The sequence below is a fragment of the Streptomyces sp. JLBT605 genome, assembly GCF_058215555.1.
The window spans coordinates 2,007,447-2,031,033 of sequence record NZ_CM177087.1; the positions used below are offsets into that span (position 1 = coordinate 2,007,447).

The 23,587-nt window shown below is 73.0% G+C and carries 22 protein-coding genes, 2 tRNA genes and 1 pseudogene; 8 read left to right on the forward strand and 17 right to left on the reverse strand.

The window, feature by feature from the left end; translation table 11 throughout:
• Positions 1 to 116 precede the first annotated feature (116 nt).
• A complete protein-coding gene (locus AC4BDD_RS08985) occupies positions 117 to 1,124 on the forward strand; it encodes an alpha/beta fold hydrolase (protein WP_490690452.1) in 1,008 nt (335 codons plus the stop codon).
• A 138-nt stretch (positions 1,125 to 1,262) separates the two neighbouring features.
• Here AC4BDD_RS08985 and AC4BDD_RS08990 read toward each other — a convergent pair whose 3' ends face one another.
• The 12 genes and pseudogenes from AC4BDD_RS08990 to AC4BDD_RS09045 form a co-directional block, all read right to left on the reverse strand.
• A complete protein-coding gene (locus AC4BDD_RS08990) occupies positions 1,263 to 1,664 on the reverse strand; it encodes a hypothetical protein (protein ID WP_490690453.1) in 402 nt (133 codons plus the stop codon).
• 175 nt (positions 1,665 to 1,839) lie between these two features.
• Positions 1,840 to 2,112 carry a hypothetical protein gene (locus tag AC4BDD_RS08995; protein WP_490690454.1) on the reverse strand — a complete coding sequence of 91 codons (273 nt, stop codon included), beginning with the start codon at positions 2,110 to 2,112 and terminating at the stop codon, positions 1,840 to 1,842.
• 32 nt (positions 2,113 to 2,144) lie between these two features.
• Entirely contained in the window at positions 2,145 to 2,420 is a 276-nt protein-coding gene (locus AC4BDD_RS09000) for a hypothetical protein (RefSeq protein WP_490690455.1), read from the reverse strand.
• A 280-nt stretch (positions 2,421 to 2,700) separates the two neighbouring features.
• Positions 2,701 to 3,402, reverse strand: coding sequence for a hypothetical protein (locus AC4BDD_RS09005; RefSeq protein WP_490690456.1), 702 nt, complete (start codon positions 3,400 to 3,402; stop codon positions 2,701 to 2,703).
• A 406-nt stretch (positions 3,403 to 3,808) separates the two neighbouring features.
• Positions 3,809 to 4,438: a peptide deformylase gene (def, locus tag AC4BDD_RS09010; protein WP_490690457.1), complete on the reverse strand. Its 630-nt coding sequence runs from the start codon at positions 4,436 to 4,438 to the stop codon at positions 3,809 to 3,811.
• A gap of 241 nt (positions 4,439 to 4,679) precedes the next feature.
• Positions 4,680 to 5,690, reverse strand: coding sequence for a tetratricopeptide repeat protein (locus AC4BDD_RS09015; protein ID WP_490690458.1), 1,011 nt, complete (start codon positions 5,688 to 5,690; stop codon positions 4,680 to 4,682).
• A 302-nt stretch (positions 5,691 to 5,992) separates the two neighbouring features.
• The gene (locus AC4BDD_RS09020) at positions 5,993 to 7,378 is read right to left on the reverse strand and encodes an HD-GYP domain-containing protein (RefSeq protein ID WP_490691715.1); all 1,386 of its coding nucleotides are present in this window, start codon (positions 7,376 to 7,378) and stop codon (positions 5,993 to 5,995) included.
• A gap of 1,094 nt (positions 7,379 to 8,472) precedes the next feature.
• Positions 8,473 to 9,816, reverse strand: a pseudogene (locus tag AC4BDD_RS09025) (HD-GYP domain-containing protein); the annotation flags it as partial.
• A 135-nt stretch (positions 9,817 to 9,951) separates the two neighbouring features.
• Positions 9,952 to 10,281: a mycothiol system anti-sigma-R factor gene (gene rsrA, locus AC4BDD_RS09030; RefSeq protein ID WP_490690459.1), complete on the reverse strand. Its 330-nt coding sequence runs from the start codon at positions 10,279 to 10,281 to the stop codon at positions 9,952 to 9,954.
• On the reverse strand, positions 10,278 to 10,979 hold the full coding sequence (locus AC4BDD_RS09035) for a sigma-70 family RNA polymerase sigma factor (RefSeq protein ID WP_490690460.1): 702 nt from the start codon (positions 10,977 to 10,979) through the stop codon (positions 10,278 to 10,280). The genes rsrA and AC4BDD_RS09035 overlap by 4 nt, the downstream gene beginning before the upstream one ends.
• Before the next feature lie 373 nt (positions 10,980 to 11,352).
• On the reverse strand, positions 11,353 to 11,997 hold the full coding sequence (locus tag AC4BDD_RS09040; RefSeq protein ID WP_490690461.1) for an alpha/beta hydrolase family protein: 645 nt from the start codon (positions 11,995 to 11,997) through the stop codon (positions 11,353 to 11,355).
• A gap of 71 nt (positions 11,998 to 12,068) precedes the next feature.
• Complete coding sequence (locus tag AC4BDD_RS09045; protein WP_490690462.1) at positions 12,069 to 12,905, reverse strand: SOS response-associated peptidase; 837 nt, start codon at positions 12,903 to 12,905, stop codon at positions 12,069 to 12,071.
• An 81-nt stretch (positions 12,906 to 12,986) separates the two neighbouring features.
• On the opposite strand from AC4BDD_RS09045, the gene AC4BDD_RS09050 reads away from it, so the two are divergent.
• The 4 genes from AC4BDD_RS09050 (at position 12,987) to AC4BDD_RS09065 (ending at position 16,708) form a co-directional block, all read left to right on the forward strand.
• Positions 12,987 to 13,700 (forward strand): M50 family metallopeptidase, encoded by a 714-nt coding sequence (locus tag AC4BDD_RS09050; RefSeq protein ID WP_490690463.1) that lies wholly within the window; start codon positions 12,987 to 12,989, stop codon positions 13,698 to 13,700.
• Positions 13,701 to 13,866: 166 nt separating this feature from the next.
• A complete protein-coding gene (gene aroA / locus AC4BDD_RS09055) occupies positions 13,867 to 15,240 on the forward strand; it encodes a 3-phosphoshikimate 1-carboxyvinyltransferase (RefSeq protein WP_490690464.1) in 1,374 nt (457 codons plus the stop codon).
• Positions 15,241 to 15,250: 10 nt separating this feature from the next.
• The gene (gene rsgA / locus AC4BDD_RS09060; protein WP_490690465.1) at positions 15,251 to 16,258 is read left to right on the forward strand and encodes a ribosome small subunit-dependent GTPase A; all 1,008 of its coding nucleotides are present in this window, start codon (positions 15,251 to 15,253) and stop codon (positions 16,256 to 16,258) included.
• A gap of 126 nt (positions 16,259 to 16,384) precedes the next feature.
• Complete coding sequence (locus AC4BDD_RS09065; RefSeq protein WP_490690466.1) at positions 16,385 to 16,708, forward strand: DMT family transporter; 324 nt, start codon at positions 16,385 to 16,387, stop codon at positions 16,706 to 16,708.
• Here the strand turns inward: AC4BDD_RS09065 and AC4BDD_RS09070 are convergent.
• Entirely contained in the window at positions 16,674 to 17,327 is a 654-nt protein-coding gene (locus tag AC4BDD_RS09070; RefSeq protein WP_490690467.1) for a TetR/AcrR family transcriptional regulator, read from the reverse strand. The two genes, AC4BDD_RS09065 and AC4BDD_RS09070, sit on opposite strands and share 35 nt — an antisense overlap.
• A gap of 152 nt (positions 17,328 to 17,479) precedes the next feature.
• Here AC4BDD_RS09070 and hisN point away from each other — a divergent pair, with 152 nt between their 5' ends.
• Together hisN and AC4BDD_RS09080 are read left to right on the forward strand one after the other, a co-directional pair.
• Positions 17,480 to 18,271 (forward strand): histidinol-phosphatase, encoded by a 792-nt coding sequence (gene hisN, locus AC4BDD_RS09075; RefSeq protein WP_490690468.1) that lies wholly within the window; start codon positions 17,480 to 17,482, stop codon positions 18,269 to 18,271.
• Positions 18,272 to 18,508: 237 nt separating this feature from the next.
• A complete protein-coding gene (locus AC4BDD_RS09080) occupies positions 18,509 to 18,910 on the forward strand; it encodes a CBS domain-containing protein (protein ID WP_490691716.1) in 402 nt (133 codons plus the stop codon).
• Positions 18,911 to 19,045: 135 nt separating this feature from the next.
• Here the strand turns inward: AC4BDD_RS09080 and AC4BDD_RS09085 are convergent, their stop codons facing one another.
• Positions 19,046 to 20,521 carry a catalase gene (locus tag AC4BDD_RS09085; protein ID WP_490690469.1) on the reverse strand — a complete coding sequence of 492 codons (1,476 nt, stop codon included), beginning with the start codon at positions 20,519 to 20,521 and terminating at the stop codon, positions 19,046 to 19,048.
• Positions 20,522 to 20,681: 160 nt separating this feature from the next.
• Here AC4BDD_RS09085 and AC4BDD_RS09090 point away from each other — a divergent pair, with 160 nt between their 5' ends.
• The gene (locus AC4BDD_RS09090; protein ID WP_490690470.1) at positions 20,682 to 21,095 is read left to right on the forward strand and encodes a Fur family transcriptional regulator; all 414 of its coding nucleotides are present in this window, start codon (positions 20,682 to 20,684) and stop codon (positions 21,093 to 21,095) included.
• Positions 21,096 to 21,248: 153 nt separating this feature from the next.
• Here the strand turns inward: AC4BDD_RS09090 and AC4BDD_RS09095 are convergent.
• The 3 genes from AC4BDD_RS09095 to AC4BDD_RS09105 all read right to left on the reverse strand — a co-directional run bounded on the left by AC4BDD_RS09095 (position 21,249) and on the right by AC4BDD_RS09105 (position 23,568).
• Positions 21,249 to 21,322 (reverse strand) — tRNA-Met (locus AC4BDD_RS09095).
• An 83-nt stretch (positions 21,323 to 21,405) separates the two neighbouring features.
• The gene (locus tag AC4BDD_RS09100) at positions 21,406 to 23,322 is read right to left on the reverse strand and encodes a tetratricopeptide repeat protein (RefSeq protein WP_490690471.1); all 1,917 of its coding nucleotides are present in this window, start codon (positions 23,320 to 23,322) and stop codon (positions 21,406 to 21,408) included.
• A 172-nt stretch (positions 23,323 to 23,494) separates the two neighbouring features.
• Positions 23,495 to 23,568: transfer RNA gene (locus AC4BDD_RS09105), tRNA-Met, on the reverse strand.
• Positions 23,569 to 23,587: the final 19 nt, after the last annotated feature.

The following is a 23,587-nucleotide window of genomic DNA, read 5'->3' on the forward strand; positions in this document are numbered from 1 at the left end:
GGATCGGACCGATTGGGGGAGCAATCGCCCACTAAAGACGGATTACAGAGGAGGAGTTCCGTCGCGGGGCAATGATGAGTGGATACCGCCCTTGCTCCATCCACACAGGGGTCACTATGCGCTCTGACATCGCCATCGCCCAGGACACACCCTCGACGGACTTCGGCCCGGATCCGCTGGAGCAGGTGCGAGCGGAGGAGCGGACGTTCGCGTTCGAGGGCTTCTCCTACCGCTGCCGCGTCCTCCGCCAGGACGCTCCACGGACCGAACCGCTGGTGCTGCTCGGCGGCTCCTCGCAGAACCGTCACGCCTGGATGCGGCACGAGAAGTGGCTCACCCCGTGGAGCAGCCTGATCACCGTGGACCTCCCCGGCTACGGCGAGGCCGACTTCCTCCCCTCCGGCTACGGGCTGGACTTCCTGGCCGCCGCGGTCCGCGACATGCTGATCAAGCTGGACGTGCCCCGGGTCAACCTGATCGGCGCCTGCTTCGGCGGAGGCATCGCCCTGCGGTTCGCGCAGCACTACCCCGGGCACGTGTCCCGGCTGGGCTTCGTGGGCATGGCCAAGGCGGTCCCGGAGGACTACGCGACATCGGTGCCGCGCTGGCTGCGGATGCTGGAGCGCGGCGAGCGCGCGGAATTCGCCACCGAGCTGATCGAGCGGTTCATGTCGCCGCCCGGCGCCGCCGTGGTCCGCAAGCACGCGGTGGTATCCCGGCTGCTCTACCAGCAGTTCATGGGCCAGTCGCCGGAGGAGGACCGGATGTCGGTGGAGCACATCGTGCGGCTGATGAACCACGAGTGGTTCCGCGGCGAGCCGGTGCCGGCCGTGCCGTCGCTGGTGGTCACCGGCGAGCACGACTACCTCTGCACGCCCGCGATGGGCCGGGAGTTCGCGGCCGTGCTGCCCGCGGTGTCGTTCACCACCGTCAAGGAGGCCGACCATCTGCTCCCGGTGGAGCGGATGGCGGAGTTCTCCGACCTGCTGGCCAGGTTCTGCACCGACCGGCCCATGACCGACCTGTCGTACTGCAACCCGGTCGAGCTGCTGGGCACCTCCGTGCCGCGGACCCCGGAGGCCCGGGCGGGCGGGCCGACGGTGCCGCTGCCGGCCCGCCACTGACGCGGACCGGTGCCCGGCGGGGAGCGCCCGCCGGGCACCACACGCGGCACACGGCGGATGGCCGGTCCCGGGTCTCCCGGTCCGGCCATCCGCCGTGTGCCGTGCCGTGTGAGGGATCGGCGTCCCTGACACGGCACGTCAGGAGTCCGATTCCTCCTCGGCGTGTCCGCCGGACCCCTTCGGCGCCTGGCCCCTGGGCGCCCTCGGAGCCTGGTCACCGGACTCCTGCGCCGGCTCCTGCCTGGACCCTCCCGGCGCCTCGTTCGCGCAGTCCACCCGCCCGAAGCTCCGCGTGCCGGTGGCGGCCGCGGAGAGGCGAGGGGTCCAGGCGGTGGTGCAGTTCCGGGTCTGGCTCAGCCGGTACGAACCGTCCTCGTTGGTGTACTGGTATCTCTGGATGCAGGTGACGTTCAACTTGGCGTCCCGCGAGCAGGAAACCGGGCTGCTGTGCCCGTCGTACGCCTCGGCGGCGCCGATCCCCGTCACGGCGAGGCCGCTCAGCAGCCCCGAGACCACTGCGATCTTCTTCCAGCTGAGCATGTGTTGGGTTTCCTTTGCGATTCGATGCCCGGGCGCGGTCGCGCCAGGGCGGCAAGGCCGGATGCCCCGGGGCCGGTCGGCCCCCGGGAGAGGAATCAGGAAATGGGCCCCGGTGCCGGGCTCGTGGCTCGGATACCGGGGCCCATCGTCAGTTGCCTGACTGAGTGGTCGACGATCAGAGAGCGTGGTTGCTGCAGTCCATGAGCGAACCCTGCCTGGTCGGCTGGGCCGCCGGGTCGCCCTCACCGTTCAGGGCGTTGGCCAGCAGACCGTTCAGGATGCCGACATTGCCCAGAACGTCGACATTCAGATCGTGCGACTTGCACTTCGACGACTGGTCCACGTCGATGCTCGGACCTTTGCCGTGAGCCGAAGCGGTCCCGGCACCGATGAACCCGACGCTGCCGATCATGGCGACCGCTACGACAGCCTTCTGAAGCTTGCGCATGTGAACTCCGTTTTCCGAACGTGACCTTGACGTCAGAGGGCGCGGTTGCTGCAGTCCATGAGCGAACCCTGCCTGGTCGGCTGGGCCGCCGGGTCGCCCTCACCGTTCAGGGCGTTGGCCAGCAGACCGTTCAGGATGCCGACATTGCCCAGAACGTCCACGTTCAGGTCGTGCGACTTGCAGGCGGTGTGCTGCTTGACGTCGATGTCCGGGCCGCCCTTGCCGTGAGCCGAAGCGGTCCCGGCGCCAATGAACCCGACGCTGCCGATCATGGCGACCACCACGGCAGCCTTGTGAAGCTTGCGCATTTCAACTCCGATTTTTTTGGGTCCGATTCGGTCGGTTATCGACCGACTTCGTTCAGTTGTGGAGATTAGTGGAAGGACATCCGATTCGCCCGACGACGCGCGGAAAGAAATGTTCTCGTGCGAGAAATCCGACCGGAATCGCCCCTGACGGGTGGACGGTTGACCGGGTTACGGCGTACAGACCCCGCCGAACGGGGCCTGAAAGGCCGCCAGAACGCGGGAAGGCCCCCGGGGAGACGATCCCCGGGGGCCCGTTACGAGTGTCGCGCGAGGGGTTACCTCAGCGCTGGTACCCGTTGAACGCCATGTTGTTCTGGGTGCAGGTGAAGCCGTTCGTCTCGGCGTGCGAGAGCACACCGAGCGGAACGTTGGCATTGACCAGCGCCTGCGGGCTGCACTCCTGCTCGGGGTGGAAGATGTTGTAGTTGGCGGCCTTCTGTCCGTGGCCGTGACCGTGGCCGTGGCCCTGACCCTGGCCCTGCCCCTGGCCCTGTCCGTGGTCGTGGCCGCCCTGGGGCTGACCACCCTGCTGCTGCGGGGCGGCGGGCTGCGGGGCGACAGTCTGCTGGGGAGCGGCGGCCTGCGGGGCAGCCTGGAGGGTACCGGCCTGCTGAGCGTTGGCCAGCTGGGCACCGGCCTGCTGGTTGGCGCCCTGCGGAGAAGCCAGACCCAGTCCCTGGTCCTGAGGCTGCTGAGCCGGGGCCTGCTGAACCGGAGCCTGCTGGGGTGCGGGGGCCGGCTGGGGGGCGGCCTGCGGGGCGGGAGCCGGCTGGGCCGGACCCTGGGGGACGGCAGCCTGCGGAGCCGCCTGCGGGGCGGCGGCCTGGGGAGCCATCGCCTGCGGGGCGGCTTGCGGCTGGCCCTGCCAGCCGCCGCCGTTGTTGGGAGCGGGAGGGGCGTCGGCATAGCTGGTACCGGCACCGATGGTGACCAGACTGCCGACCGCCGCGACGACGATCGCGACCTGCTGAAGCTTGCGCATGGAACTCTTGGCCCTTCTTGCATGTACGCGGGGGTCTGATTACTCATAGCGAGTGGCCGCACACTAGCAGTAGCCCGGAGTCCGTTTCATCCCGCTGCGTACCCCGTGTCGGGGCCCTCAGCAGGCAAGTCGCCCAGCCTGGAGCCACCGCCGAAGGCCGCCCGGACGGCCGCCGCACATCGCCCGAAATCACCCTCCCGAGGATGTTTAGGGATGAATATTGTCGACGTCCACCACCCTCTCGGAGGGGAATTGAGGGCAAGTTTTTTACGCGAGCATGACAAGTTTGCCTTATATGGAAATCGGTCCATGCGCTGGCAACACTGGTATGGGGAACGGGATTTGACACCGCCGTCCCTCGCCGGAGGGCTCACCGGACCCGGCGGGCCCGGTGAGCCCCATGCGCTCAGTCGTTCGGCACGGTCTCGTAGCGCGGGGTGCCCTCCGCCATCTGGCGCAGCACGTCCTTGCGATCACGCTTGGAGAGCCGGTCGATGTAGAGCCGCCCGTACAGATGGTCGGTCTCGTGCTGGAGGCAGCGCGCGAAGTAGCCGGTGCCCTGGACGACGATCGGCTTGCCCGACGCGTCCTGGCCGCGCACCACGGCGTAGTCCGGCCGGGCCAGCTCGCAGTAGGCGCCGGGCACGGAGAGGCAGCCCTCGCCGGAGTCGTCCAGCACCCGCCGCTCGGCCGGGAGCTCGTCGAGCACCGGGTTGCAGACCACGCCGACGTGGCGGACGCCCTGGTCGTCCATGCAGTCGTAGACGAAGACCTTCAGGTCCACGCCGATCTGGTTGGCGGCCAGACCCACGCCCTCCGCCGCCCGCTGGCTGGCGAACATGTCGTCGATCAGCGATGCCAGCGAGTCGTCGAACTCGGTGACGTCCTTGCACTCGCGGTGCAGCACCGGGTTGCCGACCACCGTGATCGGACGAGCCTTACCGCGCTCGCGGTGGGCCTGCTCACGCTCCTCCGCGTCCGCCGTGTCGTCGATGAACTCGTCGTCCACCTGCTGATCCGTGTCCTGCTGCGCCATGGTCCGCCGCACGCCTTCCTCAAACCGTCAATCGTCGCCGTACAGCCTACGGCGACGATTGACGGCTCGGCTCACCTCCGGCCGCTCGGACCCGATGCTGACGCTCCTCGACACAGCACTCGCTCGTTCCTCGCTCCCTCGGTCTCGTCACTCTCAGCACCGGCGCGGCCTTTGGTTCGGTCGCCGCTCGACGGACCGGTCCGCGCGCCGGGCTCCTGGCCTGATACCGCCCGGTCCCCGGTCAGCAGACCTCTTCCAGATCCCGCCACTCACGGGTGTCCGGGCTGTCGGCGACCCAGCCGTCCAGCAGCCCGCGCACCAACCCGGCCGGGGCGGCGATCCCGCACTCGCGCTCGGGCACCCACAGCGAGCCGGAACCGGCCGTGCGGTGTCCCAGCGGTCCCGGGTGACCCGGCTCACTGTGATCGTGCGGGTCCAGGTGCTCCCCGTCCCCCTCGTCGCTCGGCATCCGGCTCTCCGAACAGGACCGGCACAGCAGTCGCACCGAGGAGGACCAGTCCTCGGCCGCGAACCCGGCGTCCGCCGCCAGCTGCTCCAGCGCGTCCCGGTCCGCCTCGGTGGCCGCCTCCAGCAGCACCACCCAGGTCGGCACCGGGGACGGCGCCCACAGCTCGATCTCGTCGAAGACCGGATACGCCTTGGTGGCGCCGCTCGTGCCGACGGCGGTGGTGCGCTCACCGTGCGGAACGCCGTCGTGCAGCACCACCTCGCCCCAGCGCCGCCCGGACGACGGCAGCGGAATGCTCAGCACCTCGATACGGGCCGGGTCCAGCCGGCGGCCCCAGACCACCTCGGCCTCGCCCTCCGGGGACAGCCGCACCGCGGCGCTGCCCAGCTCCATGCCCACCGGCTCGCCGGAGGCCGCCCCCGTGCCGCGGTCGCCGGGCACCCGCAGTCCGTACGCCTGCCAGGCGCGGCGGGCCAGCGGCCAGTCCTGCAGCGCGGTCGCCGCGATGCCGACGTTCCACCAGTCCGGGGCCCCGGTGGCGCGGTCCAGCAGCGCGACGGCGCGCAGCCCGGCCGCACGCGCCTGCTCCCAGTCGTGCCGGAACTTGTGCAGCAACGCCAGGTTGAACCACGATTCCGACAGCCACGGCTCCATGTCGGCGGCACGGGTCAGCAGCGCCCCCGCGTCGTCGTACCGGCCGTCGCCGATGAGCGTGAACGCACGGTCGGTGGCCTGCCGCCATGAGGCGGAAGGCCGGTGCCGTACCTTGCCGAAGATCTTCACGATTCCCGCCTGCCGGTTTCTCCGTTGTCCCGCACCCGATGCCTGAGCGGACGGCGTCGCCCTCCCCCTGACGACAACCTGCCACACATTCGTGGACATCTCAGCCCGGTCCCTCAAGGATTCGCTCGGGGACTGGCGCCCACCACCCGTCGTGCCGCCGGGGTGACAAGGCACTCCCCCTGGCTTCGCCGGAGGCACCCCCGGCCGGGGCGTTCCCGCGATGCTGGAGGGTTGGGGAAGCCCGACACCCCTTACTTCGCATCCAACCATGCCTCTTCGGACGCCCGCTCATTACCCATGGGTTATCCGTAGGTTCCGCCATGAGCGAGCACCCTGGCGAGGGCCTCCACCACCGCCGGGTCGATCTCGCGTGCGGTGGCCGACCGCAGCTTCTCCAAGGCCCGGAGCGGCTCGCCGGGCCGGGCGCCGGGGGCCGCGGTCAGCTCCGCGTAGGCGTTGGCCACCCGCAGGACGCGGGCCGCCGGCGGCGCCTGCCGGTACGGCTCCGCCTGCCGCTCGACGATCAGCGCGACCTGCTCCGGCGCCCCGGTCTGCCGCACCACCGCGCCGCCCAGCCGGGCGATCCGCCGCCGCTCGGCCGCGGGCAGCCGCTCGGTGGCTCCGGCGGGCAGCGGGTCCAGCAGCGAGAGCTGTCCGACGTCGTGCAGCAGGGCCGCGTGTTCCAAGGCCGCCAGTTCGCGCCCGGACAGCCCCATCTCCCGGCCGACCGCCCCGCTCAGCGTGGCCACCCGGTGGGCGTGCCCGGCGGGGGTGTAGCCCGCGACCTCCGTCGAACGGGCGAGGGAGGCGATCGTCTGACGGTACGTGGCCCGTACATCGGCGTGGCGCCGGAAAGCGTGCTGGGCCGGCAGCAGCGGCACGCAGACCACCGGCAGCGCCCACAGGCCGGCCACGGTGACCGCCAGGGCCATCGCCACGCCGGTCGCGCCGACCGCCGTGCCCGTCCGGGGCAGCTCGCGCGCCTCCTCCGCCAGCAGCAGGACGTACGGCCGGCCGGTACGGGCCCGGGTCAGCGCGGCCGCCAGGACGGCGTCGCACCCGGCGGCGAGCGTCAGCAGGACCAGCAAGTAGCCGACCTGGTACGGGCCGTGGACCGACGAGCCGGTCAACCCGTCCAGGCCGGAGAGCGGTTGGCAGCAGGCGGCGACCATGGCCACGCAGAGCACCCGGCGGGCGAGCCGGTCGAGCGCCACGGGACGGCCGAGGGCGATCTGCGGGACCAGTCCGACCAGCCCGGCGGCGGCGACCACCGCGATGACCTGCAACCCGCCGCCGCCCGGGAGGCTCGCGGGCGGGGCCCCCGGAGGCCCCGGGTCGCCCCCCGCGAGGACGCCCGGCAGTACGTTGTCGACGACGCGCAGGCCCCCCTCGGCGGTGGCGCCCGGGGCGCCCCCGGTCGCGGCGGTCCCGGGCAGGCCGCCGGTGGCGGCGCCGAGCCCGCCCAGCCCCTCCAGCAGCGCGTACGCCAGGGCTCCGGCGGCGGCCAGCGGCGCGCACTCCCGCCCGGCCGGGCCCGGCTCGCTCGCCCCTTGCCCGAGGCCCGTGCCGCGCCGCGCGGCCCGGCCGTCGCCGCGGCGCAGTGCCTCACCGACGGCGACGAGCGCCCCGAAGGCCAGCGCCACACCGGGCTGGCGCACCCCGTGCCACTGGGTCCAGCCGAGCGCCACGAGCGTGAGCGCCCCGGCCGCGCCGTATACCGCCCCGACGGTGAGCTGGGCTCCGTACGCCGGGCGCGGCCGTTCACCGCAGGCCTTCGCCGGGCGCGGACGGGACGACGCCCGCGCCCCGTCCGCCGCCACGTCCTGCTCACCCCGGTCGTCGGCAGCCAGGTCGCCTGCGGCCGGGCAGTCATCAGCCAGCTCGCCATCTGCCGGGGCGCCTGCTACCGAGTCGGCGCCCGTCGGGTCCTCGGCAGGCAGGTCGCCACCCGCCGGGACGCCCGCGGCCGAATCGTCGTCTGCCAAGTCGCCTGCGGTCGGGTCGCCACCCGTCGGGTCCTCGTCCGCCCGGTCGTCGGCAGCGAGATCGTCGACAGGCAGGTCGCCCGCGGCCGGGTCGCCCGCGGCCGGGTCGCCCGCGGCCGGGTCGTCGGCGGCCAACGGCTCCGGCGGCTCGGCGTTCTGGGGTGTGGTGGCCGGGGCCGCCGGCTTACGGTCCCGGGATGCGGCGGCCGGTGGCGTGGGCCGGGGTGTCCCGCTGCGGCGGTGCCGACCGCCGCCCGCCGCCTTCGGATGGCCGCTCCCCGCCCGGCGGTTCATGAGCGGCCCCCCGACGGGTAGCGGCCGATCGGAGGCGGTGGCGGAGAGCCGGCCGGGCGCGCGGGCGGCAGGAGATCCGGGAGGCCGCCGGGCTGGGCGCCTGCCCCCGGCACCGGCCCCGCCACCGGTCCCGGCGGCGCGGTGGCACCTCGGTGACCTCCAGCGGGCGTTGGCGGGACGTTTCCGCACGAGCCGGAGACGCCGCAAGGGCACCGGGCACCGCAGGGGCGTCCGCCCCCGCCCGCGGCGGGGGCGCCAGCCGCGTCCGACGCCGCGCGCCCCACCGCTTCCAGGGACGCCCCGGCGCCGCCGCGCGGCGCCGACGCCACGCCGGCGCCCGAGGGCTCGCCGACAGCCGAGGGCCCACCCGGCCCCGAGCGCCCACCCGGAGCCAGGGCCCCGCCCGGGGCTGGGAGCCCGCCCGGGGCCGGGGCTCCGCTCAGGGCCGGGAGGTCAGGGACGACGGAAGCGCCGGTCGAAGGCGCGGCCCCACGGCAGGCCAGCGGCCCGGCCGGTACCGGGAGGTCAGCGGGGATCGAGGGCTCGCCCGGGGCCGGGGCGACCTGGGCGGCGCCGGCGTCAGGGGTGGGCGGCTGCGGGGGATCCGCGGGGGGCGGCTGGTGCCAGGGGTGGCGGGCCAGCGCACGCGAGAGGGCCCGCACCATCGCCGGGTCGAACTGGGTGCCGGCGCAGCGGCGGAGTTCCTCGAGCGCGCGGGACACCGGCCGGGCCCGCCGGTAGCTGCGGGTGGAGGTCATCGCGTCGAACGCGTCCGCCACCGCCACCACCCGCGCGCACTCCGGGATCTCCCGGCCGGCGAGCCCGCACGGGTAGCCGCTGCCGTCCAGCCGCTCGTGGTGGTGGAGGATCGCCGCCCGCGCCTCCTGGAGGAAGCCGATGCCGCGGACCACCTCATGGCCCAACTCCGGGTGGAGTTCGATGAGCCGCCGCTCTTCGGCGGTGAGCGGCCCGTCCTTGCGCAGCAGCCTGGTGGGGACGCCGAGTTTGCCGACGTCGTGCAGGGTGCCGGCGAGGCGCAGGGCCTCCTGCCGCTCGCTGCTCATCCCCAGCTCCCGGGCGATCATCGCCGAGGCGCGGCCGACGCGTTCGCTGTGCCCGCGGGTGTACCGGTCCTTGAGGTCCACCGCCGAGACCAGGGCGCGGACGGCGGCCTGCTGGGCGGTGCGTTCGCGGTGGCAGAGCGCGAAGACGGAGGCGGAGACGGAGATCGGCAGCAGCACCAGCAGGGCCGCCGCCGGACCGTACGGGCTGTGCCACAGCAGCGCCATGATCAGCCCGGCCAGGCCGTGGACCAGGTGCGGGCCGGCCGAGCGCGGCAGCGGCCCGCCCCAGGCCGCGGCCGGTGCCTGCCGCTCGGCGGTGACCAGCACGCCGCCCTCCAGGGCGGCCCGGGCCAGCCCGAAGACCAGGGCGGCGGCGGCCGCGGGCAGCAGGGCCGACGGCAGCTCCAGGGCGGCGAGGGCGGGGCGGCCACCGGCGAGGGAGAAGGCATGGGACGCCGCGGCGGAGGCGAGGGAGAGCTGGGCGGCATGCCACAGGCGCCGGGCGGCCGCGGGGGGCCGGTCGACCCTGCCGGCCGCCCCTGCGGGCAGGGCGATCAGCGCGGCGGCCGGTGGCGGCAGCAGCATGGCCCCGGCGAGCAGCACGGGGCCGGCGGTGCACTCGGCGGCCGGTCCGGCGCAGACCAGGGCGCAGAGTGCGGCGAGTGGGAGTGCGGTCGACCAGGGGATCTCCGCGCCCGGGCGGAGGGCGGGGGTGGCGCACAGGGTGGCGGCGAGGCCGCAGCCCAGGATGTAGGCACGCGCCCCGGGAGGAAGTGCCCGCATCGCCCCCTCCTCCCTGTCCGCGTCAGGTCGTCGTCAGGTTGGGGAGGATATTGCGGTGGGCGGGGCAAGACGGGCGCATCAGGGGATTAGGCCGGATGAGCCCGCGGATTACACACCTTCGGGTGAGAGGAGGATTCAGTCCTGTGTGGCGGTGGGCAGATCCGCCTCGCGGTGCAGCGGCTGGGTGAGGTCCACCTCCGGCGATACCTCGCCGGAGCGGATCAGCTCGATCCGGCCCATCACCTTCGACCGCAGGTCACTGGGGACGTCGTCATGGCCGCAGCACCGCTTGACGAGCTTCTTCACGGCCTGCTCCAGGCCGTACTTCTCCAGGCAGGGCGAGCACTCGTCGATGTGCACCTCGAACTTGGCGCAGTCACCATCGGGCATCTCGTTGTCGAGGAACTCGTACAGATGGTCGAGAACCTCGGAGCAGTCAGTCTCGTGCGGCTCTCCGCAGCTCATGAGTCAGAGCCTTTCCGATCGTGCGACTCGTCGGCCGCCGCTCCCGCGCCGGCCGGGACGAGCCCGCGCCCACGGGCATAGTCCTCCAGCAGACCGCGCAGCTGGCGACGCCCACGGTGCAGACGGGACATGACCGTACCGATGGGTGTCCCCATGATGTCCGCGATCTCCTTGTACGCAAACCCCTCGACGTCCGCGAGGTAGACCGCGATGCGGAATTCCTCGGGAATCGCCTGGAGGGCTTCCTTCACGTCGGAGTCGGGCAGGTGGTCGAGCGCCTGGGACTCGGCCGAGCGCAGACCGGTCGACATGTGCGACTCCGCGCGCGCCAGCTGCCAGTCCTCGATCTCCTCGGCGGCGCTGCGCTGAGGCTCCCGCTGCTTCTTGCGGTAGGAGTTGATGAAGGTGTTGGTCAGGATGCGGTACAGCCACGCCTTGAGGTTGGTGCCGTCGCGGAACTGGTGGAAGGACGCGTACGCCTTGGCGTACGTCTCCTGCACCAGGTCCTCGGCGTCGGCGGGGTTGCGCGTCATGCGCAGCGCGGCGGAGTACATCTGGTCGAGGAAGGTGAGGGCGTCCCGCTCGAAGCGTGCGTTGCGCTCGGCGGCCGTCTCCTTGGCCGTCTCCTGCGCCTCTCCGCCGAGCCGGACCTCGCCCGTGCCGTCGGCCCCTGCGTCGGTGCCAGTGACCTGACCCACCTCCTCCAAGACCGTGGCAGACCCGGTGATGGGCCCACTTGAATCGGAGAATAGACGAGGATCCCGTCCGCTCGCCCCTCCAATACCGGCGGCATGCATCACCTGCAGCTGCGACCAGTCCAGGTCGGCGGACTGCGGGCGGGCCGGGCAAGCAAGCGAACCCATGCGGGGGACTCCCTCTCCTCGTGCGTGTGCCTCTGCGAACCTGATGCGCCGGTCGGCCCGGGGGCCAGGTGTCCCGACGCATGCCACAACACCCACTGGCGTCTCGGCATTCCCCGCTCCCGGCGGACGGGCGGAAAAATCCGCGGCCGGTCTCAGGCGTCAGGCGTCAGGCGTCAGGCGTCAGGCGTCAGGCGTCAGGCGTCAGGCGTCAGCTGAGGATCTTGTCCAGCCACCCGGCGACCGCCCCGGTGATCCGGTCGAGTGCCTCCTGCTGGGTGATCGCGGCGGACTTCGGCACCGCGAAGCCATGGTCGCCGTACGCCACCTCCACCAGCTCGGCGCCATCGGGGAGCGCCGGGAACTCCTCCGGGCGGCCGAACGGGTCCCGGCCGCCCTGGACGACCAGGGTCGGAACCCCGGCGTCGGTCAGCTCCTCGGCCCGGGACTTCTCCGGCTTGCCCGGCGGATGCAGGGGGAAGGAGAGCGCCAGCACCGCGTGCGCCCCGAGCGCGGAGGCGGTCCGGCAGGCCACCCGCGCGCCGGCGCTGCGCCCGCCCGCCACCACCGGCAGGCCGGGCCCGGACAGCGCGGGCCACAGCGCGGTCCAGCCGGTGTCCAGGGTCCTGGGCGCGGGCGCCACCTTCTTTCCCGCGACCCGCCACGGTTGCTCGACCAGCGCCACGGTGATCCCGAGCGGCGGCAGCGCGGCGGCCAGTGCCCGCAGGTCACGGGCCTCGATCCCGCCGCCCGCACCGTGGCCCAGGGCCAGCACGGCGCGGGCCGGGCGCGCGGTGTGCCAGGTGATCCGGGCGTCGCCCGCGGGGGTGGGGACGATCTCACTCGAAGCGTTCATGGAAGAAAGTAGAGCGCAGCGGGAAAGCAGAGCGCCGCACCGGAAGCCAGAGCAGGACGCCGCACCGGAAGCTAGAAGAGCGTGCCCAGTTCGGGCTCGGCCAGCTCCGCCACCAGTTCGGGCCCGTTGTTCCGCACGTCGCTCACCGCGGTGCCGACCGGGAAGGCGCGCAGCAGGTCCGGGCGCGGCGGTGTGAGCAGCTCGCGCAGGTCCGCCGGGTCGGTGTTGGCCGGGTCCAGCCAGTCGGCCCACCGGTCCGGGGTGAGGATCAGCGGCATCCGGGGGTGGATCTCGGCCAGCGAGCGCGGGCCCGGCCCGTCACCGTCCCCGGCCTCGTCATCGGCTCCGGCCAGCGGTTCCTTCTCCGCCTCCGTCGTTATCACCGTGCACGTCACCCACCAGGCGCGAGGGTGCTCGTCCGGCAGTGTGCGGTCCCGCCAGAATTCGTACAGCCCGGCCATCGCCATCGCCGAGCCGTCGGCCGGGGTGACGAAGTAGGGCTGCTTGCGGGGCCGCTTCCGCTTGCCCTGCTCCTCGAGCCGGCGCTCGGCGGCGCCGGTGACCCACTCGTAGTAGCCGTCGGCGGGCAGCAGGCAGCGGCGGGCGAGGAAGGGCCGGCGGAAGGATGCCTTCTCGTGCACCGTCTCCGCCCGGGCGTTGATCATTTTCACGCCGACGTCCGGTGACTTCGCCCAGGACGGCACCAGTCCCCAGGTGAGTGTGCGCAGCTGGCGAACCGGACGCCGGTCCGCGGCGTCCTTCAGGGGGCGTTCGAGCACCACGGGGACGTTCTTCGTCGGGGCGACGTTCCAGTCAGGCTGCAGGGCCTCCGTCGGCTCCCATTTCCGCACCTCGAAGAGGTCGACGAGATCCTCCGGCTGCCGGCTCGCTGCGTATCGACCGCACATGGATGCCACACTGCCACGACGCCCGCGCCCCGAGACACACCGGGCCCAGGACGCAACCGTCAGACGAGGAGCCGCCCGCCCATGGACGCAACGAACGCCGCCGAGATGTGGGACCGGGTCGTCGGCACCCAGCCCGAGCCCTCGCTGTGGCTGGTCGCCGCCACCGGCGTGCTGGCGCTCTCGCTGGTCGTCTACCGGACCGCCTGGCTGATAGCCCGCAACGCGATCACCATCGCCCACGAGGCGGGCCACGGTCTGGTCGCGCTGGTGTGCCGCAGGCGGCTGCAGGGCATACGGCTGCACTCGGACACCTCGGGGTTGACCGTCTCCCGGGGCAAACCGACCGGGCTGGGCATGATCGCGACCGCGGCCGCGGGTTACACCGCCCCATCGCTGCTGGGCCTGGGCGGGGCGTGGCTGCTGGCCGCGGATCACATCACCGCGCTGCTGTGGGGGGCGACCGGGCTGCTGCTGGCGATGCTGGTGATGATCCGCAACGCGTACGGCGTGCTGACCGTGATGGTCACCGGTGCGGCCTTCCTGCTGGTGTCCTGGCTGACCGAGCCGGAGGTGCAGGCGGCCTTCGCCTACGGAGTGGTCTGGTTCCTGCTGCTGGGCGGCGTCCGCCCGCCCTTCGAACTGCAGCGCAAGCGCCGGTACGGGCACGACGGGAACTCCGACCCGGACCAGCTGGCCCGGCTCACCGGTGTCCCCGCGGTGGCCTGGCTGCTGTTCTTCCATGTGGTCTCGGTCTGCTCGCTGATCGGCGGCGGGCGCTGGCTGCTGGACATGTGAGCCCGCCGCGGCTCGCGTGAGCCCGGGAGACCCCCTCCGTCGTCCCTTCGCCGGCTCTCCCCCGGCCTCCGCTGATCCGATCCCCTTTACCAGTGCTGTGTTTCGACTGAGTTTCGCCACTTTTGATCGGGATTCGTCTCCTCGGCGAACCACTAAAGTGAAGGCCATGACCGGCACTGAGACCCCCCCGGACGCACACTCCGACCTCTGGCCCGCTCCGCTCGCACACGGAGCGGTCGACGCGACCGTCACCGTGCCCGGATCGAAGTCGGTCACCAACCGTGGCCTGGTACTCGCGGCCCTGGCCTCCGAGCCCGGCTGGCTGCGCCGGCCGCTGCGCTCCCGCGACACCCTGCTGATGGCCGAGGCGCTGCGTGCGATGGGCGTGGGCATCGAGGAGACGGTCTCCTCCAGCTCCCCCGGCGCGGACGGCGGCGGCGAGGCGTGGCGCATCATCCCCGCCGGGCTGCGCGGCCCCGCCACCGTGAACGTCGGCAACGCGGGCACCGTGATGCGCTTCCTGCCGCCGGTCGCGGCGCTGGCCGACGGCCCGATCCGCTTCGACGGCGACCCCCGGTCGTACGAGCGTCCGCTGCACGGCGTGATCGACGCCCTGCGCGCGCTCGGCACCCGGATCGACGACGACGGCCGCGGCTGCCTGCCGATGACGGTGCACGGCGGCGGCGCGGTGGACGGCGGCCCGGTGTCGATCGACGCCTCCTCGTCCTCGCAGTTCGTCAGCGCGCTGCTGCTGTCCGCGCCGCGCTTCAACCAGGGCGTGGAGGTCCGGCACGTCGGCTCCGCACTGCCCTCGCTGCCGCACATCCGGATGACCGTCGACATGCTGCGGCACGCGGGCGCGGCGGTGGACACCCCCGAGTCGGGCGGCGAGCCCGACGTGTGGCGGGTCGCGCCCAGCGCGCTGCTGGGCCGGGATCTCGTCGTCGAGCCCGACCTGTCCAACGCGGCGCCCTTCCTGGCCGCCGCGCTGGTCACCGGCGGCCGGGTGACCATCCCGGACTGGCCGGCGCACACCACCCAGCCGGGCGACGAGCTGCGCCGCATCTTCACCGCCATGGGCGGCTCCTGCGAGCTGGGCGAGGCCGGGCTCACCTTCACCGGCACCGGCCGGATCACCGGCATCGACGCCGATCTGCACGAGGTGGGCGAGCTGACCCCGGTGATCGCGGCGGTCGCCGCGCTGGCGGACTCGGAGTCCGTGCTGCGGGGCATCGCACATCTGCGGCTGCACGAGACCGACCGGCTCGCCGCCCTCGCCAAGGAGATCAACGAGCTCGGCGGGGACGTCACCGAGACCGAGGACGGGCTGCGGATCCGGCCGCGCGCGCTGCACGGCGGGGTCTTCCACACCTACGAGGACCACCGGCTGGCCACCGCCGCCGCCGTGCTGGGCCTGGTCGTGGACGGCGTCCAGGTGGAGAACGTCGCCACCACGGGGAAGACGCTCCCCGACTTCCCCGGTCTGTGGACCGGGATGCTCGGCCGGGCGGCCGAGGCGACCGAAGCACCGAGAGGCTGAGAGTCCCGTCATGCGCCGCTACGGCAAGCACACCGACGAGGACGACGTACGGGTCCGGCCCGGCCGCCGCGGCAGCCGGCCGCGTACCAACATCCGGCCCAAGCACGAGGACGCCGCCCAGGGCTTCGTGGTGACCGTGGACCGCGGCCGCCTCACCGTCCTGGTCGAGGACCGCACCGTGACCGCGATGAAGGCCCGCGAGCTGGGCCGCAAGGCGGTGGTGGTCGGGGATCAGGTCGCGGTGGTCGGGGACCTCTCCGGCGACAAGGACACCCTGGCCCGGGTCGTGCGGGTCGAGGAGCGGTCCTCGGTGCTGCGCCGCACCGCCGACGACGACGATCCGTTCGAGCGGGTGGTGGTGGCCAACGCCGACCAGCTGGCCATCGTCACCGCGCTCGCCGATCCCGAGCCACGCCCCCGGCTGATCGACCGGTGCCTGGTCGCCGCCTACGACGCGGGCCTGGAGCCGCTGCTGGTGCTCACCAAGTCCGATCTGGCCCCGCCCGGGCCACTGCTGGAGACGTACGCCCCGCTCGGCGTCCCCTATGTGGTGACCAGCCGGGAGGAGCTGGCGGACGGCGGCGCCGCGGACCGGGTACGCGAGCGGCTGACCGACCGGGTCACCGCCTTCGTCGGCCACTCCGGCGTCGGCAAGACCACCCTCGTCAACGCCCTGGTCCCGGAGCGCAAGCGGGCCACCGGACGGGTCAACACGGTCACCGGGCGCGGCCGCCACACCACCACCTCCGCGCTCGCGCTCCCGCTGCCGGACGGCTCCGGCTGGGTCATCGACACCCCCGGTGTCCGCTCCTTCGGGCTGAACCACATCGACCCGTCCCGGGTCATCCGCGCCTTCCCCGATCTGGAGCCGGGGACCGAGGAGTGCCCGCGGGCCTGCAGCCACGACGAGCAGGACTGCGCGCTGGACCAGTGGGTGACCGATGGCCACGCGGAACCGGCCCGGCTGTACTCGCTGCGCCGGCTGATGGCCACCCGGGAGCGGCGGGAGGGCGACTGACCGGCCGCGTTTGCGATCCGCTCCGGACGGCAAGGGCATAATCGCACCGGCCGGGCGGGCGTGGACCAGCCCACGCGCTCGGCTGAGCCGGCACCGTGTCATCGAGGCAGCGTGGGAGGCAATCTGATGGCGTGGCTCCTCGTCGTGGTCGCCGGCCTGCTGGAAACGGGCTTCGCCGTCGGTCTCAAGCTCTCGCACGGCTTCACCCGGCTCTGGCCGACGGTCTCCTTCTGCATCTTCGCGCTGGGCAGCTTCGGTCTGCTGACCCTGTCGCTGCGGAAGCTGGAGGTCGGTCCCGCGTACGCGGTGTGGACGGGCATCGGAGCGGCCGGCACCGCGATCTACGGCATGGCCTTCCTCGGTGAGGCGGTCTCCACGCTCAAGCTCGTCTCCATCTCGCTGGTGGTCGCCGGGGTCATCGGCCTGCAGCTGTCCGGCGCGTCCGCCTGATCCCGGCCGGGTGCCGCCGGTCGTCCTCCGGCGCGGCGGGCAGCACCCCGCGCACCAGGCTCGCCACCTCCTCCGCGCCGGCCGGCGCCACCACGCAGGACAGTGCCAGCCGGGCCGCGGTCTCGCAGGCGCGGCCGAGGCCGGCCGGGTCCCCGGGCCAGTCGCGCTCCAGCACGGTGACCGCGCGGTCCCGGACCCGGCCGAGCAGTTCCTCGGGGGAGGGCACCGGCTCGGCCGCGCCGCCCCGGCGCGGGCCGGGGAGGGGGCCGGCGGCCGTGGGCGACGGCAGCCGCTCACTCCAGCACCCGGTCAGGGCGGCCCGGACCAGCGGATTGGCGCTCGCGGTGCGCACGGTCCACTGCGCCGCCGCGGTCAGCCGGTCCTGCGGACCGGTGCCACCCGTGCCTGCCAGCACCTCCTCGACGCCCGTCAGGTACGCCTCCGCCTCGCGCCGCACCAACGCCCGGGCCAGGCCCTCCTTGTTGCCGAACTCGTTGTACAGGGTCTGCCGGGAGACTCCGGCGGCCGCGGCCACGTCGACCATGCGCACCCCCGCCCACGGGCGGCGGGCGAGCGCCGTGAAGGCCGCGTCCAGCAAGGCTTCCCGCGCCACGGGCATCGTCGCCTCCCCGGGTCATCCGTCCCTTGTCGGCCGTTCGCCCAGAATTGACGGACCGACAGATGGTGTCAATAGTCCTGGCGGGCGACCGCCGTGCCGGGCCGGCCGTGGCCGTGTGGCCCTGCCCCATGCCTGTCGATACTGTTTCGCTCATGCCCGACTACCACGATGACCTGCGCCTCGCGCATGTGCTGGCCGACTCCGCCGACGCGACCACCATGGAGCGGTTCAAGGCGCTCGATCTCAAGGTGGAGACCAAACCCGACATGACGCCGGTCAGCGAGGCCGACAAGGCGGCCGAGGAGCTGATCCGTTCCCAGCTCCAGCGCGCGCGGCCGCGTGACGCGGTGCTCGGCGAGGAGTTCGGTCACGAGGGCACCGGCCCACGTCGCTGGGTGGTCGACCCCATCGACGGGACGAAGAACTACGTACGCGGCGTGCCGGTGTGGGCCACCCTGATCGCCCTGATGGAGCGCGGCGAGGGCGGCGACCGGCCGGTGGTCGGCGTGGTGTCCGCCCCCGCGCTGGGCCGCCGCTGGTGGGCCGCGGAGGGGCTGGGCGCGTACACCGGCCGCAGTCTGTCGTCGGCGAGCCGGCTGCGGGTCTCCCAGGTGAGCAGGCTGGGCGACGCGTCCTTCGGGTACGCCTCGCTGAACGGTTGGGAGGAGCGGGGGAAGCTCAACCGCTTCCTCGATCTGACCCGGGCCTGCTGGCGGACCCGCGGCTACGGCGACTTCTGGCCGTACATGATGGTCGCCGAGGGTTCGGTGGACATCGCGGCCGAGCCGGAGCTGTCGCTGTGGGACATGGCGGCCTGCGCGATCGTGGTGCAGGAGGCGGGCGGTCGCTTCACCGGGCTGGACGGCAGGCCCGGTCCGCACAGCGGGAACGCGGCGGCGTCCAACGGCCTGCTGCACGAGGAGTTGCTCGACTACCTGGGCTGAGCCCCCCGGGGACGCCGGGCGCGCGCCCCACGGCCGAGCCCGGCCGGACGCCGCGCGCGACCCGACGGCCGAGCCGGGGTGCACCGGTTGCCCCGGCGCACGCCCCTTGTCGCTTTCACGAGGCGCATGTGAACATGAGAATCCACCCGCTTGTGAACTTGTGAACACCTTCACAGGGGCCGGAACGGCCGGATTCCCGCCGAAGGTTCACCAAGGAGGTGGCTCCACTCCATGTCCCTGCTCATCCGTGACGCCATGAGTTCGGTCCTGCTGACCATCGGCCCGGCCCATACGCTCCGTCAGGCGGCCACCCTGATGGCCGCCAGACGGGTCGGCGCGGCAGTCGTGTTCGACCCGCACACCAGCGTGCTCGGCATCCTCACCGAGCGCGACATCCTCAACTCCCTGGGAAGAGGCCAGGATCCCGACCGGGAGACGGCCCAGGAACACACCACCACCGATGTGGTCTTCGCCGCTCCCGGCTGGACCGTCGACGAGGCCGCGGCCGCGATGTCCCGCGGGGGCTTCCGCCATCTGATCGTCCTGGACGACCGGGAACCGGTCGGGGTGGTCTCGGTCCGCGACCTGCTCCGCTGCTGGGCCCCGGCGCGGCAGCCCGCGGGCGCGGCCGCGGGCTGAGACCGGCCGGCCCGGCGCCGGGATCGTGGCGCTCGCGGGCGCGCGGCAGAGGCCGGAAACCCATTGGGCTTCCGGCCTCTGCCGAAGGGGTACGGCAAGCGGCGGTCGGCGCCCCGGCGGCGACCGCCGGGTCACTCAGCCGCGCAGGGCCTGGACCGCGGCCTCCAGCCGCTTGCCGTAGTCCGAGTCCGCCTTGCGGAAGTTCTCGATGGCCCGCTGCGCGATGTCCTCCCGCGACACCTGCGCGATGAAGCCGGCGAGGTTGGCGATCAGCCGCTCCTTCTCGCTCTCCGACATCAGCCGGTAGAGGTTCCCCGCCTGGACGAAGTCGTCGTCCTCGGCGTGCGAGGGGGCGGCCAGGTCACCGGTGGCGCCGGTCACCGGGATCGGCTGCCACAGCGGCCGTCCGGTCTGCGCCGGGCCGCCGAAGCTGTTCGGCTCGTAGTTCTTCGCGCCGGCGTGGCGGCCGTCGTAGAGGAAGCCGTCCCGCGAGTGGGTGCGCGCCTCGGTGGCGTGCGGGCGGTTCACCGGCAGGTGGTCGGCGTTGATGCCGACGCGGTAGCGGTGGGCGTCGCCGTACGCGAAGAGGCGGCCCTGGAGCATCTTGTCCGGGGAAGGGCCGATGCCGGGCACCAGGTGGGCCGGCGAGAAGATCGACTGCTCGACCTCGGCGAAGATGTTCCGCGGGTTGCGGTTGAGCTCCAGCTTGCCGATCTCGATCGGCGGGTAGTCCTCGTGCGGCCACACCTTGGTGAGGTCGAACGGGTTGAAGCGGTAGTTCGCCGCATCGGCCGCCGGCATGATCTGCACCTGCACGGTCCAGGTCGGGAAGTCGCCGCGCTCGATCGCCTCGCGCAGGTCGCGCTGATGGCTGTCCGGGTCCTGGCCGGCGAGCACCGCCGCCTCGCCCGAGGTCAGGTTCTTGATGCCCTGGTCGGTCTTGAAGTGGTACTTGACCCAGAAGACCTCACCGGCGGCGTTGTTCCACTGGTAGGTGTGGGAGCCGTAGCCGTTCATGTGGCGGTAGGAGGCCGGGATGCCGCGGTCACCGAAGAGCCAGGTCACCTGGTGGGTGGACTCCGGCGACAGGCCCCAGAAGTCCCAGACGTTGTCCGCCTCCTGCGAGCCGGTGTACGGGTCGCGCTTCTGGGTGTGGATGAAGTCCGGGAACTTGATCGCGTCCTTGATGAAGAAGACGGGGGTGTTGTTCCCGACGAGGTCGTAGTTGCCCTCTTCGGTGTAGAACTTCAGCGCGAAGCCGCGCGGGTCGCGTACCGCGTCGGCCGAGCCGAGGCTGCCCGCGACGGTGGAGAAGCGCAGGAAGGTTTCTGTCTGCTTGCCGACCTCGGAGAGGAACGCCGCCCGGGTGTACTCGGTCACATCCGCGGTCACCGTGAAGGTGCCGTAGGCGCCGGCACCGCGCGCGTGCACGATGCGCTCCGGTATCCGCTCCCGGTTGAAGTGCGCCAGCTTCTCCAGCAGGTGCTGGTCCTGAACGAGGACCGGGCCGCCGATTCCCGCCGTCTCGCTGTTCTGGTTGTCGGCGACCGGAGCCCCAGATTCCGTGGTGAGCGGGCCCGTCTGCTTGCCGACCTCGTCCTGAACGGCCACGTTGCGCCTCCTGCGTCTTGATCCCTGTCCCTTGGCGAAAGCCGCTGCCGATCCTACATTGGACATTGTCTAAGTCAAGAAGATCTGAAAACTCGTACTGGATCCGGCCATGGACAGGCCACTGGTACGCTGGGCCTTATCTGACTGATAGGTGAATGGCATGAGTGACCTGCTGGAACGCCTCCGCGGACGCGGCTGGCGGCTGACGGCCCAGCGGCGTGTGGTCGCCGAGGTCCTCGACGGGGACCACGTGCACTACACCGCCGACGAAGTACACGCCCGGGCGGCCGAGCGGCTCCCCGAGATCTCGCGCGCGACCGTGTACAACACGCTCGGCGAGCTCGTCTCGCTCGGCGAGGTGATCGAGGTCAGCACGGACGGCCGCGCCAAGCGGTACGACCCCAACGCCCACCATGCCCACCAGCACCTGGTCTGCTCGCGCTGCGGCACGATCCGGGACGTCCACCCGGCCGGCGACCCGCTCGCCGACCTCCCCCCAGAGGAGCGGTTCGGCTTCGCCGTCTCCGCGGTCGAGGTCACCTACCGCGGCGTCTGCCCCAGCTGTTCGACCTGATCCCACTACCCGGGCCCCCGCATCCCGCCGCCCGGGCCCGGGGCCGCACCCTCCGGGCCGCCGCGGGCCCGCTCGCTCAAGGCATGCGCCGGAAAACGCACGGGACATGCGCGTAGGGCCCGGATCCTGATGGATCCGGGCCCTACGTCTTCGTAGCGGGGACAGGATTTGAACCTGCGACCTCTGGGTTATGAGCCCAGCGAGCTACCGAGCTGCTCCACCCCGCGTCGGTGTGTAGCAACCTTAACCTCCGCCACGGACGCATCGCAAATCCCATACGGAGCTCGCCTCCGTCCGCCGCCGTCGGTGCTCAGGCGGACAGCTCCTGCTGGAGGGCGTCGCGCAGCCGGGCCGCCCGCTCGGCGACCTCCGCCGGGCCGAGCTCGACGGCGCGGCCGCACCAGCGCTGCCCCTCGGTCAGCCGGCCGCGCCGGGCGGCGAGCAGCGCCAGCCGCAGCGCCGCGCGGCCGTGGCCGGCCTCGGCGGCACGCTGCCACCACAGGGCCGCCTCCGGCTCGCTGCCCTCGCGCGCCAGTAGCAGCCCGAGGTTGAACGCGCCGTTGCTGCTGCCCGCCTCGGCGGCGCGGCGGTACCAGCGGGCGGCCGTGACCACGTCGCCGCGCCCGGCCGCGAGCATGCCGACCCGCACCTGGGCCCTGCGGTGACCGTCCCGGGCGGCCCGCTCGTACCACTCCTCGCACTCCGGGCGCTCGTCCTCCGCGCCCTGGGTCTGTTCCTTGCCCAGCGCCCCGCAGGTGTCACCGTCGGTGGCCGGCCGGTCCAGCAGCGCGCCGAGCCGGAAGGCCGCCTCGGTGCTGCCGCCCTCCGCGGCGCAGCGCAGATGCCGCTCGGCGGCCCGGTCGTCGCCGTCCCGCAGCAGCACGATGGCGACCTGGAGCGCGGCCTCGGTGTGTCCGCCGGCGGCGGCCCGCTCGTACCACTGGTGGGCTTGCGCCTCCTCGCCGCGGCCGGCGTGCAGGATGCCGAGGTTGAACGCGGCGTCCACACTGCCCGCCTCGGCGGCCTTGGAGAACCACGGTTCGGCGCCGGCCGCGTCGCCCCGCTGCAGCAGCAGCACCGCGAGCGCGTTGGCGGCCTCCCGGTGGCCGGAGTAGGCGGCGCGGCGGTACCACTGCTCGGCCTGGACCGCGCGGCCCTGCTCGGCGCAGAGCAGGCCGAGGTTGTAGGCGCCGTTGTGGTCGCCGGCGTCGAGCGCGGCGCGGTACCAGCGCTCGGCGGTCTGCGTCTCGCCCCGGTCGGCGTGGAGCGCGCCCAGCGCGTTGGCCGCGTTGCCGTCGCCGTCCTGGGCAGCCCGGTGCCACCACACGGCCGCGCTCTCGGCGTCGCCCGCGTCGCGCAGCAGGAAGCCCAGGGCACAGGCGGCGCGCGACTCGCCGTCCTTGGCCGACATCAGATACCAGCGGCCCGCCTCGTGGGTGTCGCCGCGCTCTTCCAGGAGGGTGCCCAGGTGCAGCGCGGCGCGCCGGTGGCCGCGCGCGGCCGCCTGCCGGTACCACTGCTCCGCCTCGCCCCCGGGTGCCCGCCCCGGCCCGGTACGCACCGCGCTCGCGCGGCCGGGGCCGGTGCCGGCCGGCCCGCCGTGGCCGGTGCCCGGCGCCCCGGCACCCGTCCGGGCCGGGCGGCCGGCGCCGGTTCGGCCGGTGCCGGTGTGGCCGCGCTCGGCCTCGCTCTCCCGCTGGTCCAGGATCCGGGCCAGGCGGTAGGCGGCTTCCCGGTGGCCGCGCTCGGCGGCGGCGCGGAACCAGCGCTCGGCGCCGATGTCGCTGCGGTGCTCCAGCAGATCGGCGAGGGCGTAGGCGCCGAGCGCGTGCCCGGACTCGGCGGACTGGCGCAGCCAGTACTCGGCGGCCGGCTCGTCGCCGTGCTCGCGGTGGTGGCGGCCCAGCGCGTGGGCGGCGGCGGCCGATCCGGCGACGGCGGCGGTCCGCCACCAGTCGGCGGCCTCGTCGGCGCACCCGCGCTGGTGGAGCAGGACTCCCAGGTTGTTGGCGGCGGCCCGGTCCCCGGCGGCGGTGGCCGCGCGCAGATAGGGCTCGGCTCCGTCCAGGTCGCCGCGGCGCAGCAGCAGGGAGCCGAGGACGCTCATGGCGGCGGTGTCGCCCGCCTCGGCGGCACTCCGGTGCCGCGTCTCTTCCTCGGCATCGTCGTGCGCCTGCACAAAACGCCCTGTCTCCAACAGACTTGCCCTGTCCCCCACGAATTCCATCGTCGCACCACCCGCAACGCCCGTACACCTGGTATACCGCAGCCAGTGAGGTCACTTCAGCGTTTTGTCGACATGCCCACAGAGAGATAAGTCAAACGTGTGAAGCGCGGTCGGCGGGGGTGGACGCACGACAAAGGCCCGGATCCTTGAGGATCCGGGCCTCGTCGTTCAGTAGCGGGGACAGGATTTGAACCTGCGACCTCTGGGTTATGAGCCCAGCGAGCTACCGAGCTGCTCCACCCCGCGCCGTTGTGCTTTTACCGTA

Bases quoted from the DNA above. Each gene is read 5' to 3' on its own strand.
- AC4BDD_RS08985 (WP_490690452.1), top strand. From the start codon at position 117: ATGCGCTCTGACATCGCCATCGCCCAGGACACACCCTCGACGGACTTC.
- AC4BDD_RS08990 (WP_490690453.1), bottom strand. From the start codon at position 1,664: ATGCTCAGCTGGAAGAAGATCGCAGTGGTCTCGGGGCTGCTGAGCGGC.
- AC4BDD_RS08995 (WP_490690454.1), bottom strand. From the start codon at position 2,112: ATGCGCAAGCTTCAGAAGGCTGTCGTAGCGGTCGCCATGATCGGCAGC.
- AC4BDD_RS09000 (WP_490690455.1), bottom strand. From the start codon at position 2,420: ATGCGCAAGCTTCACAAGGCTGCCGTGGTGGTCGCCATGATCGGCAGC.
- AC4BDD_RS09005 (WP_490690456.1), bottom strand. From the start codon at position 3,402: ATGCGCAAGCTTCAGCAGGTCGCGATCGTCGTCGCGGCGGTCGGCAGT.
- def (WP_490690457.1), bottom strand. From the start codon at position 4,438: ATGGCGCAGCAGGACACGGATCAGCAGGTGGACGACGAGTTCATCGAC.
- rsrA (WP_490690459.1), bottom strand. From the start codon at position 10,281: ATGAGCTGCGGAGAGCCGCACGAGACTGACTGCTCCGAGGTTCTCGAC.
- AC4BDD_RS09040 (WP_490690461.1), bottom strand. From the start codon at position 11,997: ATGAACGCTTCGAGTGAGATCGTCCCCACCCCCGCGGGCGACGCCCGG.
- AC4BDD_RS09045 (WP_490690462.1), bottom strand. From the start codon at position 12,905: ATGTGCGGTCGATACGCAGCGAGCCGGCAGCCGGAGGATCTCGTCGAC.
- AC4BDD_RS09050 (WP_490690463.1), top strand. From the start codon at position 12,987: ATGGACGCAACGAACGCCGCCGAGATGTGGGACCGGGTCGTCGGCACC.
- aroA (WP_490690464.1), top strand. From the start codon at position 13,867: ATGACCGGCACTGAGACCCCCCCGGACGCACACTCCGACCTCTGGCCC.
- rsgA (WP_490690465.1), top strand. From the start codon at position 15,251: ATGCGCCGCTACGGCAAGCACACCGACGAGGACGACGTACGGGTCCGG.
- AC4BDD_RS09065 (WP_490690466.1), top strand. From the start codon at position 16,385: ATGGCGTGGCTCCTCGTCGTGGTCGCCGGCCTGCTGGAAACGGGCTTC.
- AC4BDD_RS09070 (WP_490690467.1), bottom strand. From the start codon at position 17,327: ATGCCCGTGGCGCGGGAAGCCTTGCTGGACGCGGCCTTCACGGCGCTC.
- hisN (WP_490690468.1), top strand. From the start codon at position 17,480: ATGCCCGACTACCACGATGACCTGCGCCTCGCGCATGTGCTGGCCGAC.
- AC4BDD_RS09090 (WP_490690470.1), top strand. From the start codon at position 20,682: ATGAGTGACCTGCTGGAACGCCTCCGCGGACGCGGCTGGCGGCTGACG.
- AC4BDD_RS09100 (WP_490690471.1), bottom strand. From the start codon at position 23,322: ATGGAATTCGTGGGGGACAGGGCAAGTCTGTTGGAGACAGGGCGTTTT.